This is a genomic window from Falsihalocynthiibacter arcticus (assembly GCF_000812665.2).
Classification (GTDB): domain Bacteria; phylum Pseudomonadota; class Alphaproteobacteria; order Rhodobacterales; family Rhodobacteraceae; genus Falsihalocynthiibacter; species Falsihalocynthiibacter arcticus.
Genome location: NZ_CP014327.1, coordinates 561580 through 577465, shown reverse-complemented (window position 1 = coordinate 577465; position 15886 = coordinate 561580). Strand labels below are relative to the sequence as shown.

The 15886-nt window shown below is 52.0% G+C and carries 16 protein-coding genes, 1 pseudogene and 1 riboswitch; of the genes and pseudogenes, 15 read left to right on the top strand and 2 right to left on the bottom strand.

Going from position 1 to position 15886, the window contains the following annotated elements:
* Positions 1-34: 34 nt before the first annotated feature.
* Positions 35-472, top strand: a complete 438-nt coding sequence (gene irr, locus RC74_RS02860; protein WP_052274647.1) for a Fur family transcriptional regulator Irr — start codon at positions 35-37, stop codon at positions 470-472.
* Between the two features lie 6 nt (positions 473-478).
* Here the strand turns inward: irr and RC74_RS02855 are convergent, their stop codons facing one another.
* Positions 479-1348 (bottom strand): hypothetical protein, encoded by an 870-nt coding sequence (locus RC74_RS02855; protein WP_039000758.1) that lies wholly within the window; start codon positions 1346-1348, stop codon positions 479-481.
* A gap of 122 nt (positions 1349-1470) precedes the next feature.
* Here RC74_RS02855 and miaB point away from each other — a divergent pair, with 122 nt between their 5' ends.
* The 3 genes from miaB to RC74_RS22840 all read left to right on the top strand — a co-directional run bounded on the left by miaB (position 1471) and on the right by RC74_RS22840 (position 4020).
* Positions 1471-2793 carry a tRNA (N6-isopentenyl adenosine(37)-C2)-methylthiotransferase MiaB gene (gene miaB / locus RC74_RS02850; protein ID WP_039000746.1) on the top strand — a complete coding sequence of 441 codons (1323 nt, stop codon included), beginning with the start codon at positions 1471-1473 and terminating at the stop codon, positions 2791-2793.
* Between the two features lie 301 nt (positions 2794-3094).
* The gene (locus tag RC74_RS22845; protein WP_236940017.1) at positions 3095-3580 is read left to right on the top strand and encodes a helix-turn-helix domain-containing protein; all 486 of its coding nucleotides are present in this window, start codon (positions 3095-3097) and stop codon (positions 3578-3580) included.
* Complete coding sequence (locus RC74_RS22840) at positions 3469-4020, top strand: IS630 family transposase (RefSeq protein WP_335339588.1); 552 nt, start codon at positions 3469-3471, stop codon at positions 4018-4020. The genes RC74_RS22845 and RC74_RS22840 overlap by 112 nt, the downstream gene beginning before the upstream one ends.
* Before the next feature lie 583 nt (positions 4021-4603).
* Here RC74_RS22840 and RC74_RS02840 read toward each other — a convergent pair.
* Positions 4604-5631, bottom strand: a pseudogene (locus tag RC74_RS02840) (IS3 family transposase); the annotation flags it as partial.
* Between the two features lie 217 nt (positions 5632-5848).
* Here RC74_RS02840 and RC74_RS02830 point away from each other — a divergent pair.
* The 11 genes from RC74_RS02830 to RC74_RS02780 all read left to right on the top strand — a co-directional run bounded on the left by RC74_RS02830 (position 5849) and on the right by RC74_RS02780 (position 15883).
* The gene (locus RC74_RS02830) at positions 5849-6142 is read left to right on the top strand and encodes a hypothetical protein (protein ID WP_039001551.1); all 294 of its coding nucleotides are present in this window, start codon (positions 5849-5851) and stop codon (positions 6140-6142) included.
* Between the two features lie 116 nt (positions 6143-6258).
* Positions 6259-7305 carry a PhoH family protein gene (locus RC74_RS02825; protein ID WP_082802165.1) on the top strand — a complete coding sequence of 349 codons (1047 nt, stop codon included), beginning with the start codon at positions 6259-6261 and terminating at the stop codon, positions 7303-7305.
* A complete protein-coding gene (gene ybeY / locus RC74_RS02820) occupies positions 7289-7807 on the top strand; it encodes an rRNA maturation RNase YbeY (RefSeq protein ID WP_039001530.1) in 519 nt (172 codons plus the stop codon). The genes RC74_RS02825 and ybeY overlap by 17 nt, the downstream gene beginning before the upstream one ends.
* Before the next feature lie 65 nt (positions 7808-7872).
* Positions 7873-8778, top strand: coding sequence for a transporter associated domain-containing protein (locus RC74_RS02815; protein ID WP_039001529.1), 906 nt, complete (start codon positions 7873-7875; stop codon positions 8776-8778).
* On the top strand, positions 8771-10273 hold the full coding sequence (gene lnt, locus RC74_RS02810) for an apolipoprotein N-acyltransferase (RefSeq protein WP_039001528.1): 1503 nt from the start codon (positions 8771-8773) through the stop codon (positions 10271-10273). The genes RC74_RS02815 and lnt overlap by 8 nt, the downstream gene beginning before the upstream one ends.
* A gap of 33 nt (positions 10274-10306) precedes the next feature.
* A riboswitch (SAM-SAH riboswitch) is annotated at positions 10307-10355 on the top strand.
* 4 nt (positions 10356-10359) lie between these two features.
* Positions 10360-11532 (top strand): methionine adenosyltransferase, encoded by a 1173-nt coding sequence (gene metK / locus RC74_RS02805; RefSeq protein WP_039001527.1) that lies wholly within the window; start codon positions 10360-10362, stop codon positions 11530-11532.
* Positions 11533-11601: 69 nt separating this feature from the next.
* Positions 11602-12348 (top strand): tRNA (guanine(46)-N(7))-methyltransferase TrmB, encoded by a 747-nt coding sequence (trmB, locus tag RC74_RS02800; RefSeq protein ID WP_052274745.1) that lies wholly within the window; start codon positions 11602-11604, stop codon positions 12346-12348.
* Between the two features lie 85 nt (positions 12349-12433).
* Positions 12434-13051: a (d)CMP kinase gene (locus RC74_RS02795; protein WP_039001526.1), complete on the top strand. Its 618-nt coding sequence runs from the start codon at positions 12434-12436 to the stop codon at positions 13049-13051.
* Positions 13052-13276: 225 nt separating this feature from the next.
* Positions 13277-14953, top strand: coding sequence for a 30S ribosomal protein S1 (gene rpsA / locus RC74_RS02790; RefSeq protein WP_039001525.1), 1677 nt, complete (start codon positions 13277-13279; stop codon positions 14951-14953).
* A 284-nt stretch (positions 14954-15237) separates the two neighbouring features.
* The gene (gene ihfB, locus RC74_RS02785) at positions 15238-15519 is read left to right on the top strand and encodes an integration host factor subunit beta (protein WP_039001524.1); all 282 of its coding nucleotides are present in this window, start codon (positions 15238-15240) and stop codon (positions 15517-15519) included.
* Between the two features lie 4 nt (positions 15520-15523).
* Positions 15524-15883, top strand: coding sequence for a LapA family protein (locus RC74_RS02780; protein ID WP_039001523.1), 360 nt, complete (start codon positions 15524-15526; stop codon positions 15881-15883).
* The last annotated feature ends 3 nt before the right edge of the window (positions 15884-15886 follow it).

The following is a 15886-nucleotide window of genomic DNA, read 5'->3' as shown; positions in this document are numbered from 1 at the left end:
CCTTATATGGTGGGGAACTTAGTCAAAGGCACCTATGGAAACCGCGGCACCTCTTCTTACACCAGACTCAAAAGAGATTAGTTCTTTGTGGCTGTCCTGTGCTGGCTTGCGTCCAACGCGCCAGCGCCTGTCCTTGGCGGAACTGTTGGTCGGCGACGGCAATGATCGCCATGTAACCGCAGAGAGCCTGTATGAATCCGCGAGTGAGGCGGGCGAAAAAGTGTCTCTTGCGACGGTTTATAATACGCTGAAAGCGTTTTGCGAAGCGGGGCTGTTACGCGAAATCATCGTGGATGGTTCAAAAAGCTATTTTGACACCAACATGAGCGATCACCCGCATTTTTTCTGGGAAGATGAAGCAATTTTGACGGATGCCCCAAAAGAGCAACTGGTTTTGGCGCAGATTCCCGATGCGCCAGCGGGGGCCGAAATCTCCAAAGTTGATGTGGTTATTCGGTTGCGCAGAAAATAGCGGTTGCTAGAACCACTGACCGGGTTCCATCAAGCCAAGATCCATAAGTTGTTGGCCATGCCATTTAAAGGGTATGGAATTGTGCCATTTAAAGGTGTCAATCTCGATTGATGAGCCAGGGTTGAGTTTCAACGCCTTCGCGACCCGAAAACTGCAAACAGCCGCCGTAAGATTGTGATGCCATGGGCAAGCATAGGTGTTGTATTCCTCGTCAGAGAAGGTGTGATCCTCGCGCAGTTTGAGCCCTGCTTTTGCCCGAAAAATCGAGATCCGGTCGATTTTGCGGTTTTTCACGGGGATGTGCTCTTCGAACCGCCACCTAAGGCCGCCAAAGAAATCGAGTTGGCGTTCTTTGGGGTGGTTGTGTCTTGCGGCGTCCGCACGGGCGAGGGCGTAATAGCCCGATTTATCGATATGCGCCCCTTCGAGGGTGACCGCATTGGGGAATTTTTCCAAATCAAGGGCGTATAAATCGACAACATAGGTCAGCATGGAATCGCGCCGCTCTTCTGTGTGATAGGCGAGCATTTCGCCAATCGTGCGGTTTTCTGAAAAGGGAAAAAAGAGGTACTCAGCGTTATAGCAGTAGTAAATCCATTGCCCGATGGCCGCGTCATTGACGCTATTCACAATTGATTGGGTTGCGCTTTTTTCGAACAAATCGGCGGTGATGCAATGGACTTTTTCTTTGAACTCGACGGGAAGTTCTAGTCCGCGAGGCGCGAAAACCAAAACCGACTTAAAGCCAAGGGCAAGGTGATGGCGAATCGTCGTATCGACTTCCACAAGGTCTTCCATAAGAAGAATTGCGATCGGCCCTTTGGTTAAAGCATCGCCACTATTTTGTAGGAATTCCCGAAGGTTAGAATATTGCATGACGCTGCCCGTATTGTTTTCCTCAATTTCTGCGAATTCTCTTGTTATTGCAAGCGTTGCAGGTGCGCTCATAGTTGTGTAGGGACACAGAGTTACTCCCCGATGAATCCATGAGGCCTGTTATGTCCGTTCCTAAGAAGCTGTTTATCAAAACATATGGTTGCCAGATGAACGTCTATGACAGTGAGCGCATGGCGGAAAGCCTGAGTGGCGCGGGCTATGAGACGACCGATGATGCGGCCTCCGCCGATATGATCATGCTCAACACCTGTCACATTCGCGAAAAAGCCGCCGAGAAGGTCTATTCGGAACTTGGGCGCTTGAAGGTTCATAAGGAAAACAATCCGAACCTCAAAATTGCTGTTGCTGGATGTGTGGCGCAGGCCGAGGGCGAAGAAATCGTGCGCCGTCAGCCAGCGGTTGACCTCGTTGTCGGGCCGCAAAGCTATCACCGCCTGCCCGAAATGGAGGCGCTTATTCGTCAGGGCAAACGCGCGCTTGATACGGATTTTCCCGAAGAAGATAAGTTCGAGAAACTGCCTAATCGCCCCAAAGCGGCACGTGGTCCTACGGCGTTTTTGACCGTCCAAGAGGGCTGTGACAAGTTCTGCGCATTTTGCGTAGTGCCTTATACACGCGGCGCAGAAGTGAGCCGCCCTGTGGATCGTATCCTGACGGAAGCGCGTGATTTGGTCGAACGTGGGGTGCGTGAAATCACCCTATTGGGGCAAAATGTGAATGCATATCATGGCATTGGGCCGGATGGTGACACGACGCTCGATAAGCTGATTTGGGCGTTGAACGATGTCGACGGATTGGAGCGCATTCGCTTTACTACGAGCCACCCAAACGACATGACGGATGCCCTGATTGCCGCCCACGGCGAATGCGAAAAACTGATGCCGTATCTGCATCTTCCTGTGCAAAGTGGCAGTGACAAAATCCTCAAACGGATGAACCGCAATCATACCGCCGAGAGTTACCTTAAGGTGATCGAACGCATTCGGGCGGCGCGTCCGGATATCTTGTTGTCGGGTGATTTTATCGTGGGCTTCCCTGAGGAGACCGAAGCCGATTTTGAGGCGACGATGGAGCTTGTACGGCAGGTGCGTTACGGCCAAGCCTATTCGTTCAAATACTCCTCGCGGCCCGGAACACCGGCGGCGGAACGGCCCCTTGTTGATGTCGCTGAAGCCAATGAACGTTTGCAACGTTTGCAAGCGTTGTTGAGTACGCAACAATACGCGATTCAGGATGAAATGGTCGGACGGGACGTCAGCGTTTTGTTTGAACGGGAAGGGCGTATGGAGGGGCAAATGGTTGGAAAATCCGAGTATTTGCATGCCGTTCACGTCACCGCGCCAAATGCCAAACGCGGCGATATCGCGCGGGTGAGAATCATCAATACAGAGCGCAACTCCCTTGGCGGAAAATTACTCGACTAGGGCGGTGTTGCGGAGCTTTCAACGTTGGGTTGAGAGGAATAGCGGAAACCGTTTCTCGGGCGGGGCTAGTCTTGGGATTTGTTCGTAACTGTTTCTTGTATCTCCACAGTATTCCCATTGTCCGCTTTTAAAAAACCTAAATATTGATAAAGTTTCTTTAGGTTTTATAAGCACCTAAAGTGGTATCACAGTATTCTTCTGTGCTGCGTTTCACAAAAAGGGACGGGAATGTTTTACTCGGGTTTTTTGAACACCCGACTTTTGCATTGGTGGACTGAGCGAATGAGTTTCAGGTGTCTTTATGATCCGCCCTAATTTTCTTACCACTGCAGACCGCCTTGAGCTTTTATCCTGCGTGAAGCGCCAGCGTGAGGATTACGGGGTTGCGCGGCGGGCGAATGCGCTTTCGCTGCTGAATGATGGGATGTCATGTGCCCAAATCGCAAAGGTTCTGTTTCTGGACGACGACACGGTGCGCAGCTGGCACAAGCAATATTTGGCTGAGGACTGGGAGGCCGTCGCCTACGATGGGTGGAAAGGCGGGCAGTCACGGATGACGATTGCTCATGAGGCGGATTTGAGCGAATGGCTTGAGGAACGGTTCTGCCGTTCAACGGCGCAGATCAGAGCCTATATGGGTGCAAAATTCAACATCCACTATCTCATTCTGGCTGCATCAAGCTTCTGGCCCGCCTGGGGTTCGAGTATCGCAAACCAAAGGCGCTGCCCCGTGTGGCTGACGTTGAAAAGCAGGCCGCATTCATCGCATTTCATACGAACCTACTGAATAACTTGCCTGCCGACGAGGCCGTCGACTTCTCGGATGCAGTTCATCCGGAATATCAAAGCAAACCCAGCCATGGTTGGGCTCGCAAAGGGTCAAATCCCGCCATCCAAACGACATCTGGGCGCGTGAACATTCACGGCGCTCTGAACCTGGAAACCTTTGACGCGCCCTTCGTTGAACCAACCACCGTCGATGGGGTCAGCTCCGTTCAGCTTCTCGCCAAAATTGAGGCCAGAAACCCTGACAAACGTATCATTCACGTCATTTGGGACAATGCCCCATACCACAAAGGCCCCAATGTCAGAGCGTTCCTGTCGCGCAAAAACTGTCGCATTCATCTGATCCAACTGCCGCCCTATTGCCCTCGATTCAATCCCATTGAGAGGCTCTGGGCCATCATGCACAGCCACGTCACCCATAATCGGCACTATCCAACGTAAAAACACTTCGCCAACCCAATCTTGAACTTTATGCGAGGGGTCGTCCCAAAAAAGTGGCGCAACTTTCGAGATCAAGTAACTGATAACTTCCGCATCATCTCACATCGCAACGTTCGGGTTGTGCAGTAGCCGTAGTATAAGTGGAATTTTTATAAGCGCTTTGCGCGTAGTGGTCGTCGGGATTGCGATCTTCGGAGTGAGCGTGACCTTACCTAATGGTGCGTCGGCTCAAAATACGATTAAGACTGACCGTTATAAGCCTGCGTTGGGGGTTATGCCGGATGGTTGTCAAGTTTGGATGATCGACGACGGTTGGGAAGGTTATGCTTGGAACCGGGCAGACAGAGACGGAAAGCCTATTTGTGGCGAAACAGCCGTTTGTTTTAGTGAGCCGTCCGATAATCTATTCACAACAGCAAGTGGAAATTTGCGACCAGGTCAGCGGGAGCGTTTGACCAAGTTTTTTCAAACAAGAGGGCGTGTATTCATACGCAATCAACGGTTACACAGACTCGCGCGGATCTTATGAGTCCTACATCAAACTTTCTGGCTGGCGGGCGAAAACTGTTGCAGCCCTAGAGTGCCGCCAACGCTCGATCAGGATCTGAGCTTCGCGTAACGTATAGAATACCTCGCCGTTAAGCAGCTCGTCGCGGAAGCGGGAATTGAAACTCTCACAGTAGCCGTTTTCCCATGGTGATCCTGGGGCGATGAACGCAGTTTTGGCACCAACGGCCCCAATCCAAGCACGCACCTTCTTGGCGATAAATTCCGCGCCATTGTCCGATCTTATGAACTCGGGCGGGCCTCGAAGGATGAAGAGATCGGTCAAAGCATCGACCACATCCGTTGAATTGAGCCTGCGTTTAACCCTAATCACCAGCGCCTCTCTCGTGAACTCATCAATGATATTCAGCGTGCGAAAGACACGCCCGTCATGAGTGCGATCCTGAACGAAGTCGTAGGACCAAACATGGTTTGGTCGCTCGGCCCGCAATCGCACGCAGGAGCCGTCGTTCAGCCAAAGCCGACCCTTCTTGGGCTGTTTTTGTGGGACTTTAAGCCCCTCCCGTCGCCAAATTCGTTCTACACGCTTATGATTTACGTGCCAGCCGCTGTTATTCAGCATGCCCGTGATAATACGATAGCCGTATCGTCCGAACTCTTTCGTCAGCGCGATAATATCCTCGGTCAATCGCTCTTCATCAGGCAAGCCACATGGCACCTTGCGCTGCGTAGAACGATGTTGGCCGAGTGTGCGGCAGACCCTGCGCTCAGATACGCTGAGGGTTTGCCGTACATGATCAATGCACAAACGGCGACGGGAAGGGCTTAGAAGTTTCCCCGTGCGGCCTCGGTGAGGATCATCTTGTCCAAGGATAGATCTGCCACGACGCGCTTGAGACGTTGGTTTTCAGTCTCAAGCTCCTTCAGCCGTTTGAGTTGATCACGGCTCATGCCCCCAAATTCCTTGCGCCACCGATAGTAAGTTTGAATGGTAACGCCGATTTGTCGAACGGCCTCGGAAACTGACTTTCCCTGCCCTTGTAAAACTTCAACCTGCCGAAGCTTCAGCACAATATCTTCCGGCTTTTCTCGTTTTCCAGCCATCGTTTAGTCCTCCTAAAAACGGGATAATCATATCCCAATTGGTGGACCACTTCACTGGGGGCATTCCAAGGTTGCCCAAGCGGCTGGTGCAAAGGTTACGGCCATTCGAGCGCTTGGTGAGCAATATCCGCGTGCGGCAAATAATACATCCGCAGGGATGCAGCAAAATCGCAGGGTGGAAATTTTCTGTCACCGAAACATCGGGGGTATTAATCTGATGGCACTTAAAGGTTTTACTCTTGTTGCGGCAGTAGCTGTCGCTGTTTCGGCTTGTACACCAAAGACTGATCAATCCGTCGACCGCTTTATTGATTCCGGTTCCCTTGCAAGTAAAGTTAAATGGGGTGTCTATGTAGATCCAGATGGGTGTGACACTTGGATCGCCGATGACGGTATCGAAGGGTACGCGGTTGCGCGATTAGAGCCACGCACGGGGGCACGCGTTTGCTCGGGTGTATTGCCGGTTGGCGAGGCGGCGGGCCATAATGGTGGTCGCTCCGACCCAATCTAGCCAAATTTTCAGCGACTTTAGCGGCCATCGTGGAAACACGGTGGCCGTTTTTGTATCAGAATCGTGAAACTTGTTTCTGACCCCTTGCACCCTAGGCCGCAAGTTGGCAACATTGAATGGAACACAGTCCTAGGGAGTCCTTTTTGGGAACAAAATCCTCGCAACGCCCGATAGCCGGTGACGCAGTCACTAGAATTCACGTTGAATTTCCTGACAATCGTTTGCTGATAAGTCTTTGTGGTCCGTACGATAGCCATTTGGCGAAAATTGAAACTGACTTAACAGTTCAGATCGTGCGCCGCGGCAATCATCTTGATATTATGGGCGAGCCCGATTCCATAGAAAAAGCCAAGGATGTTCTCTCGTCGCTATATTTGCGTCTAGAAGGTGGCGGCGATGTTGAAAGCGGCCAAATAGATGGTGAAATCCGTATGGGGGGAGCAGACAAAGGAACTGGTGTCCTCACTGGAGACCAGCTTGAGTTATCTGTTGGCGATAAGGTAGAAATCAAAACGCGTAAGAAGCTCGTTGAGCCCAGAACTGAGGCGCAAAAAGCCTATGTTAAGTCGCTGTTTGACAATGAACTTGTTTTTGGGATCGGACCTGCAGGGACGGGGAAAACATATCTAGCGGTGGCCGTCGGAGTGAATATGTTTATCAACGGGCATGTAGATAAAATAATCTTGTCGCGGCCCGCGGTCGAAGCTGGCGAAAAATTGGGCTATTTGCCTGGCGATATGAAAGACAAAGTCGATCCGTATATGCAGCCGCTTTACGACGCGCTCAATGATTTTTTGCCTTCAAAACAAGTGGCTAAGCTGATTGAGGATAAGAAGATTGAGATTGCTCCCTTGGCCTTTATGCGGGGGCGCACATTGTCCAACGCTTTTGTGGTTTTGGATGAGGCACAGAACGCGACGACGATGCAAATGAAGATGTTCCTCACCCGTCTAGGGCAGGGGAGTCGCATGGTGATTACAGGTGACCGCACACAGATCGACCTTCAGCGAGGGATCAAAAGCGGCTTGAGAGAAGCAGAAGAATTGTTGAAAAATATCCAAAAAATCGACTTCAATTACTTCACGTCCAAAGATGTTGTACGCCATCCGTTGGTTGCACGCATTATTGAGGCCTATGAAAGCTCCGATGAAACAAATCGTTGATATTACGACGGAAGACGCACGTTGGGATGAGGTTGGGATTGAGGAATTGGCGCAGAGCGCTGCGACGGCAACGCTCGATTTTCTCAAAATTTCCGACGGGTTTGAGATCAGCCTTCTGGCCTGCGATGACAATCGTATTGCGGAATTGAATTCGGAGTTTCGCGATAAAGGCGACGCGACGAATGTATTATCGTGGCCGAGCGAAGAGCGCGCTGCGGAAATCGATGGGGAATTGCCAGAAAACCCAGAGCCGGATTCGCAATCCGCCGATTTTGGCATGCCGGATGAGTTGGGCGATATTGCGATTTCCTACGACACCTGTGCGCGTGAAGCTGCCGATGAAGGCAAGCCAATCGGCCACCATGTAACCCATTTGATTGTGCACGGGGTCCTTCATTTGTTGGGTTATGATCACATTCGAGAGAAAGATGCGGATTTAATGGAAGGTTTAGAGCGGGACATACTTGAAACTTTATCTATTCCAGACCCATATAAAACATAGTATTAACTATTTTTCGTTAACGAAGCATATGTGCACATTCGTACTATGTATTTTGGAAAGGGCCCATGGGCGACACTCAATCAATCGATGGAGGGAGCGAAGACTCCTCTAGCGCAGCGCAGAGCGCGCAAACTGAAGAAATCCCTCCGGAGACACGCGGCTTTTTTAGCCGCATCGTTGGCGCCCTGAGCCCGACAGAAGAAACCCAGATCGTTGATAGTCCAACGGATGTGCCGCGAACACCGGCACAATCTGGCGGCGGTATGATTAATTTACGGCGCCTTAACCTCGAGGATGTAGCTATCCCCAAGGCGGAAATCGTTTCTGTTCCAAAAGACATAGACAAGGACGCATTGGTGTCCCTGTTTCGCGAGTCCGGATTGACGCGCTTACCTGTTTTTGACGGTACATTGGATACGCCCATTGGCCTGATCCACCTCAAAGACTTGGCGCTTCAGCATGGGTTCAATGGTGACCGCTCCAAAAAGTTTGCGTTAGAGCCACTTTTACGGCCCCTTATTTTCGCGCCGCCCTCGATGCCGATCGGCGTTTTGCTGCAAAGAATGCAGAGTGAGCGTCGCCATATGGCGTTGATTATTGATGAATATGGTGGTGTCGACGGATTGGTCACCCTTGAGGATTTGATCGAGCAAGTTATTGGCGAGATCGAAGACGAGCATGACATCGAAGAAGACACCTACTGGAATTTGGAAAAAAATGGCTGCTATTTGGTGCAGTCACGCACCCCGCTTGAGGATTTTGAAAACGAGATCGGCGTCGATTTGCGGTCGGTCGTGGATGAGGACGAAGTTGATACCCTTGGCGGGCTTGTTTTTCTTTTGTCGGGACATGTTCCGTCTCGAGGAGAGGTCGTGCGCCATCCCAATGGGGTTGAGTTTGAAATCGTCGATGCCGATTTGCGTAAGATAAAACGCTTGCGGGCGCGGATCGTTGAACCTGTGGATGGCTAGCATTTTGCGGCCTTCCGCGTTTAAGGCAACATTGCTTTTTGGGGCATTGGCTGGGGGCGCAATGGCGCTGGGCCAAGCTCCGTTCTCGCTTTGGTGGCTCGCGGTTCTTGGCATCCTTGGCGTCTTTTATCTAAACCTACGAGTCTCCACTCCGTTACAGGCAGCCCTTTTGGGTTGGCTTGTCGGGACGGTCTATTTCGCGGGATCGCTTTATTGGATCATGGCGCCTTTTCAGGTCGACGCGGCACGCCATGGTTGGATGGCTCCATTCGCGCTTGTTTTTCTTTCTGCAGGATTGGCGCTCTTGTGGGGTGCTGGATTTGGATGGGCGAAATGGAGAACGCGTGCGCCGGGCTTGGCGTTAGCGCTTGGCTGGGGCGCTGCCGAAATGTTGCGTGGATATCTGTTTACCGGCCTGCCTTGGGGCCTTGTAGGCTATATTTGGGTGGACACACCCGTGGCGCAGCTTGCCTCAATCATTGGGCCGTACGGTCTGACGTTCCTAACATTTCTCGTTTTGGGCGGGGGCTTTGGCCTCGCTGGGCGGCAAAAATGGGTGGCGCTTAGTGGCGCGGCATTTGTTGCTGTTATTGCTGTCGTATTTGGCGCTTCGCAACTGTCGAAGGGGCCATCCCTTCGTTCGGATGCCCCCATTATCCGCCTTGTGCAAACCAATGCCGCACAGCGTGAAAAATGGCAATCAGGCAAAACTTCGATGTTTTGGGAACGAAATCTTGCGCTTACGGCGCAAAATTCCGACCGCCAACCTGATTTGATTGTGTGGCCTGAAACGGCGGTTCCGTATTTGATGGAGCAGGCGGGCGTGGCCTTTGAGGTTATGGTTCAGGCCTCTGGTGGCATTCCGATTGTGGCGGGAATTCAGCGGGAGGATCGCACGGGCTTCTATAATTCCATGGTCGTTCTTAACGGGGATGGCAGCATTGCGCAGTTCTATGACAAAAGCCATCTCGTTCCATTTGGGGAGTATATTCCTTTTGGTACGGTGGCCCGAAAGCTTGGTCTGTCCGGAATTGCGGACCAGTTAGGCGGCGGATATCAAGCGGGAAATGGTACGCAACTATTAGACCTTGGTGCGTTGGGGCGCGCGTTGCCGTTGATTTGCTATGAAGCGGTTTTCCCGCGTGATGTACATGTCGCCAAGGATCGGCCTGATTGGATTTTGCATATTACAAATGATGCGTGGTTTGGCAAAAAAGCAGGACCCTATCAGCATTTAACGCAAGCTAGAATGCGCGCCATTGAACAGGGGCTTCCGGTAGTGCGGGCCGCAAATACAGGGATTTCGGCCGCTATTGACCCGTATGGACGGGTGATTGATAGCTTACCTTTGGGCGTCGCAGGGGCGTTGGACGTTGCCCTTCCAGCCCCCAATTCTGCCACAGTTTTTAGTAAAACAGGAAATATTCCACTTATTTTCTTTTTCTTTACCCTTATCTTAAGTCTATCACTGCATAGATACCGACTTTCACGTTGACGCCCATTAATCTCACGGGTAGCGACATTCATCTTTCCCCCACAACGGCTTCCTGAAGTGGCGGGCAACTTTAACTGGAGCAATTCATGTCACGACAAAACTACTTATTCACCTCGGAATCCGTTTCTGAGGGGCATCCAGACAAAGTTTGCGATCGTATTTCCGACGCTATTCTGGACGCATTTCTTGAGCAGGCTCCCGAGGCACGGGTCGCATGCGAAACCTTCGCGACGACCAATCGTGTGGTTGTTGGGGGCGAAGTGCGCGGACCTCAGGCGGTAATAGACAGTGTTGAAGACATCGTGCGCGAATGCGTTCGTGACATTGGCTACACTCAGGACGGTTTTCATGCGGACACGCTAGAGGTCACCAACCTTTTGCATGAGCAGTCCGTGGATATTTCCATGGGCGTAGATGCGTCGGATGACAAAGAAGAAGGTGCTGGGGATCAGGGGATCATGTTCGGCTATGCCGTAGATGAAACCGAAGTCCTTATGCCTGCGCCAATTCATTATTCGCACGCTATCTTGGCCCGTTTGGCGCTGGAGCGTAAGTCAGGCGTTGGACCTGCGGCGGTCTTGGGGCCAGATATGAAGTCCCAACTTTCGCTGCGATATGTCGATGGCCGCCCCATGGGGGCGACCTCGATTGTGCTTTCGACGCAGCATTTGGACGAAACACTTACGTCGCGCGATGTGCGTGCAATTGTTGAGCCGTATATTCGCGAAACACTCCCCGCGGAGTGGATCACGGATGAAACCGAATGGCTGGTGAATCCTACTGGAAAATTCGTGATCGGTGGCCCCGACGGCGACGCAGGTCTTACGGGACGCAAAATCATTGTCGACACATATGGCGGCGCGGCCCCCCATGGCGGCGGTGCGTTTTCTGGCAAAGATCCAACAAAAGTTGATCGTTCTGCTGCTTATGCCGCGCGTTATTTGGCGAAGAACGTCGTTGCTGCGGGGCTCGCGACAAAATGCACGTTGCAGCTTGCTTATGCCATCGGCGTTGCCCGCCCCTTGTCGATTTATGTCGATACGCATGGAACTGGTAAGGTTGAGGAGGCCGCGATTGAGGCTGCCATCGCAAAAGCAATGGACCTAACGCCTCGCGGAATCCGCGAACACTTGAAATTGAACCGCCCGATTTATCAACGCACAGCGGCCTATGGCCATTTTGGGCGGACGCCTGATGCGGACGGCGGCTTTAGTTGGGAAAAAACGGACCTTATTGAGGCGATTAAATCCGCCCTTTAAGCGCACTGCTTGACGGCGGCGATTAAATCACTAGGAAAGGCCCCCAACATAGCTTCGGGGCCTTTTTCTATGAATGATGATCACACTGACGACGCCGATCACATTGGCTCGCATCCCACTGGGGCTCCATGGCGCAATTTCTATGGCCGTTTCAAAGGGAAAACCCTACGCGACTCCCAAGAAGAGTATCTGGAGCAAGATCTCGCTTCGCTTTCTCCTGGTAAGGTGACGTGGGAAGAAAATTCTGATCGCGAGAACCTTGATCTTGAAGCTTTGTTTGGCAAACGGGATGTTTGGCTTGAGATCGGTTTTGGCGGCGGGGAGCATATGGTGCACCAAGCGGCGACCTATCCGGACGTCGGGATCATCGGTTGCGAACCTTATATCAATGGCGTGGCGATGCTCTTGGGGAAAATCCGAACTGCGGGCGTTGAGAACGTCGCCGTGCATCCGGGGGACGTGCGTCATATGTTTGACGTCCTGCCCGAAGCGTCGGTTTCGCGTGCATTTCTGTTGTATCCAGACCCATGGCCCAAACGCCGCCATCATCGTCGCCGCTTTGTGACACCTGAACATTTGGCGCCTTTAGCGCGCGTATTGAAGCCGAACGCGATTTTTCGGGTGGCGACGGATATTCCTGATTATGTGCGCCAAACGATCAAAGAAGTGCCGCTTCAGGGGTTCACATTGCTCAACCCTGATTCCGCCACGTGGCAGGATAAATGGGACGACTGGATTTCGACACGTTATGAACAAAAAGCTTATCGCGAAGGCCGCAAACCACATTATCTGACGTTTCAGCGCAACGCGCCCTAGAGCGCACATTTGGGTCATTTCACTTTCTTTCAATACCAATGGCTGCAATACAATTTAGCGGCGAAACTAACGATACGGGTGGAAAATGCAATTTACGGTGGCGATTGACGGGCCCGCAGCGGCGGGGAAGGGAACGATTTCCAAGGCTGTGGCCGCGCATTTTGGTTTTGCGCATCTGGACACGGGCCTTTTGTATCGGGCCGTTGGCGCGCGCGTTCTTGGTGGAGATGAGGCGATTTTCGCCGCGCAGTCCCTCGCCGTGTCTGATCTAGAACAATCAAACCTACGCACCAACGAAGTTGCGCATGCGGCCAGTGAAATTGCGGTTATCCCCGAAGTTCGGGCGGCTTTGTTAGAGTTTCAACGTAGTTTCTCTGCGCGCGACGGGGGGGCCGTTTTGGATGGCCGTGATATTGGCACCGTGATTTGCCCAGATGCAGACGTGAAATTGTTTGTGACCGCAAGTGCGCAAGTGCGCGCCGCGCGTCGGTTCCAAGAATTCTCCCAAACGGGCGTAGAAACCAGCCTGTCGGAGGTTCTTGCGGACGTCATCGCGCGGGATAAACGGGATAGCGAGCGCGCAACCGCCCCGTTGGTCGCGGCCTTGGATGCCGTTTTGATCGATACCAGTGATTTGACCATTGAGGCCGCGACTGCGCGGGCGGTGGCGGCCATAGAAGCGGCACTCCAGACACAGGCGTAATTGCGCCCTGATATGTGCGAAGCCCTTGCCTGCGGGCAGAAATGCTTCTATATAGCGCGTGTCGATAAGGCGGAATCGCCACGCAGCAGAATATACAGGGTCGGGTAATTTACTCCGGCCTATTTTTGTTGGGTGACCCGTCGCATCGGCCAATTCGTAATCCAAAGACCGGCGGAGACAACCGCACGGCCCGTAAAAAAACTATGTAAAGGAAACTGAGACCACATGGCTCAAATAAATTCTATGGACGAATTCGAAGCTCTTCTTGCTGAAAGCTTCGAAATTGACACACCCGAAGAGGGTTCCGTTGTCAAAGGTAAAGTTATCGCAATCGAATCTGGCCAAGCCATCATCGATGTAGGCTACAAAATGGAAGGCCGCGTTGACCTAAAAGAATTCGCAAATCCAGGCGAAGCTCCCGAAATCGCTGTTGGCGACGTTGTTGAGGTTTTCCTCGACCGTGTTGAAAACGCCAAAGGCGAAGCTGTTATCTCGCGCGACAAAGCTCGCCGTGAAGAAGCATGGGATCGCCTCGAAAAAGCATACGGTGACGAAGAGCGCGTCGAAGGCGCAATCTTTAGCCGCGTTAAAGGTGGCTTCACAGTTGACCTTGGTGGTGCAGTGGCCTTCTTGCCCGGCTCCCAAGTTGACGTGCGCCCCGTTCGCGATGCGGGCCCATTGATGGGTCTTAAGCAACCGTTCCAAATCCTCAAAATGGACCGTCGTCGTGGCAACATCGTTGTTTCGCGTCGCGCTATTCTTGAAGAATCACGTGCTGAACAACGTGCAGAAGTTATCGGCAAATTGGCCGAAGGCGATGCGGTTGACGGTGTGGTTAAGAACATCACTGAATACGGTGCCTTTGTTGACCTTGGCGGCGTAGACGGCTTGCTTCACGTGACTGACATGGCTTGGCGTCGTGTGAACCACCCATCCGAAATCCTGACAATTGGTGAAACAATTAGAGTTCAGGTTATCAAAATCAACAAAGAGACACACCGTATCTCCTTGGGCATGAAACAGCTCCAAGACGATCCATGGTCCCTCGTTGAAGAACGCTTCCCACTTGAGTCGGTCCACAAAGGCCGCGTAACAAACATCACCGATTATGGCGCGTTTGTTGAACTTGAGCCAGGCGTTGAAGGTCTTGTGCACGTTTCTGAAATGTCTTGGACAAAGAAAAACGTACACCCGGGCAAAATCGTTTCTACTTCGCAAGAAGTCGAAGTTATGGTTCTGGAAATCGACAGTGCAAAACGCCGCGTTTCGCTTGGCCTCAAGCAAACACAGCGAAACCCATGGGAAGTCTTTGCTGAGCAATTCCCTGTTGGCACAAACGTTGAAGGTGAAGTCAAAAACATCACTGAATTCGGTCTCTTCATCGGTCTCGAAGGCGACATCGACGGCATGGTTCACCTGTCAGATTTGACATGGGAAGGCCGTGGCGAAGACGTTATTGGCGACTTCGTTAAGGGCGACGTTGTTAAAGCGGTTGTCACTGAAGTTGATGTTGAAAAAGAACGCATCTCCTTGAGTGTTAAAGCGCTCGACGATAGCTTCTCTGGTGCAGTTGAAGGCGTGAAACGCGGCTCCATCATTACTGTTGAAGTAACTGCGATCGAAGAAGGCGGCATCGAAGTCGAATATGAAGGCGCGAAATCCTTCATCCGTCGCTCCGACCTGTCGCGTGATCGTGCAGAGCAACGTCCTGAGCGCTTCAGCGTTAGCGACAAGCTCGACGTTCGTGTAACAAACGTTGATGCGAAAACACGTCGCCTTGGTCTGTCGATCAAAGCCCGTGAGATTGCAGAAGAAAAAGAAGCAGTTGAGCAATATGGCTCCTCGGACTCCGGCGCATCGCTCGGTGATATCCTTGGTGCGGCGCTTAAAGGCGACGAATAATCTTCACATCAATTGATGTATGATTTTAAAACGGCCTCACTTTGGTGGGGCCGTTTTTTTGCGAATCAATGGTTCTCAAAAGTCTGCAGAGCGGGAAAATCCGAAAAATCCGTGCAACCCTAGGTTAAAATTCAGAAAAATCGGACCTTTGGACGCAAACTTGAGCGATTTTTTACCGACAACCCATTGGAAAATCTTTCTCAGACGAGAAATTACCCCTATAGTTGCGGGAACCGGCGCACACTGTCTGCTAGCGCAAATAACCACAACGAGGGGGACTACGGATGATCCGTTCGGAACTGATTCAAAAGATTGCCGATGAAAACCCACATCTCTATCAAAGAGATGTTGAGCGCATCGTGAATACGATTTTCGAAGAGATTATCGAAGCGATGTCTCGTGGCGACCGCGTTGAACTGCGTGGCTTCGGCGCGTTCTCTGTTAAGAAGCGTGATGCGCGCGCGGGTCGCAACCCGCGGACTGGCGAGAGTGTTGCCGTCGAAGAAAAACACGTGCCTTTCTTTAAAACTGGCAAACGTCTCCGAGACCGTTTGAACGGAAAGTAATCCAATGCGTTATTTTCGCTATGCGTTTCTCGCGGCCCTCGGGCTGGTGCTCGTTACAATTGCGCTCGCCAATCGCGCCGATGTTTCCGTTCAACTCCTGCCAAACGATTTCGCAGCTTTCCTCGGTGTTCAATATGCAGCGCAGTTGCCGCTCTTTATCGTCATTTTTGGCGGGATCGTTGCGGGATTATTGATCGGATTCGTTTGGGAATGGATTCGGGAATTTAAGCAACGTGCCGAGGCGAACCGTACACGCAAAGAGCTTAACGGTTTGCGGGCTGAAGTTGCCCGATTGAAAGAAGAAAAGGGGGAGCACAAAGATGATGTGCTCGCTCTACTTGAGGATAGTAACGCCACGCGTTAAACC

What these genes read in the sequence shown, in the direction of transcription:
- irr (WP_052274647.1), top strand. Translation starts at nt 35, where the DNA reads ATGGAAACCGCGGCACCTCTTCTTACACCAGACTCAAAAGAGATTAGT.
- RC74_RS02855 (WP_039000758.1), bottom strand. Translation starts at nt 1,348, where the DNA reads ATGCAATATTCTAACCTTCGGGAATTCCTACAAAATAGTGGCGATGCT.
- miaB (WP_039000746.1), top strand. Translation starts at nt 1,471, where the DNA reads ATGTCCGTTCCTAAGAAGCTGTTTATCAAAACATATGGTTGCCAGATG.
- RC74_RS22845 (WP_236940017.1), top strand. Translation starts at nt 3,095, where the DNA reads ATGATCCGCCCTAATTTTCTTACCACTGCAGACCGCCTTGAGCTTTTA.
- RC74_RS02830 (WP_039001551.1), top strand. Translation starts at nt 5,849, where the DNA reads ATGGCACTTAAAGGTTTTACTCTTGTTGCGGCAGTAGCTGTCGCTGTT.
- RC74_RS02825 (WP_082802165.1), top strand. Translation starts at nt 6,259, where the DNA reads ATGGAACACAGTCCTAGGGAGTCCTTTTTGGGAACAAAATCCTCGCAA.
- ybeY (WP_039001530.1), top strand. Translation starts at nt 7,289, where the DNA reads ATGAAACAAATCGTTGATATTACGACGGAAGACGCACGTTGGGATGAG.
- RC74_RS02815 (WP_039001529.1), top strand. Translation starts at nt 7,873, where the DNA reads ATGGGCGACACTCAATCAATCGATGGAGGGAGCGAAGACTCCTCTAGC.
- lnt (WP_039001528.1), top strand. Translation starts at nt 8,771, where the DNA reads ATGGCTAGCATTTTGCGGCCTTCCGCGTTTAAGGCAACATTGCTTTTT.
- metK (WP_039001527.1), top strand. Translation starts at nt 10,360, where the DNA reads ATGTCACGACAAAACTACTTATTCACCTCGGAATCCGTTTCTGAGGGG.
- trmB (WP_052274745.1), top strand. Translation starts at nt 11,602, where the DNA reads ATGAATGATGATCACACTGACGACGCCGATCACATTGGCTCGCATCCC.
- RC74_RS02795 (WP_039001526.1), top strand. Translation starts at nt 12,434, where the DNA reads ATGCAATTTACGGTGGCGATTGACGGGCCCGCAGCGGCGGGGAAGGGA.
- rpsA (WP_039001525.1), top strand. Translation starts at nt 13,277, where the DNA reads ATGGCTCAAATAAATTCTATGGACGAATTCGAAGCTCTTCTTGCTGAA.
- ihfB (WP_039001524.1), top strand. Translation starts at nt 15,238, where the DNA reads ATGATCCGTTCGGAACTGATTCAAAAGATTGCCGATGAAAACCCACAT.
- RC74_RS02780 (WP_039001523.1), top strand. Translation starts at nt 15,524, where the DNA reads ATGCGTTATTTTCGCTATGCGTTTCTCGCGGCCCTCGGGCTGGTGCTC.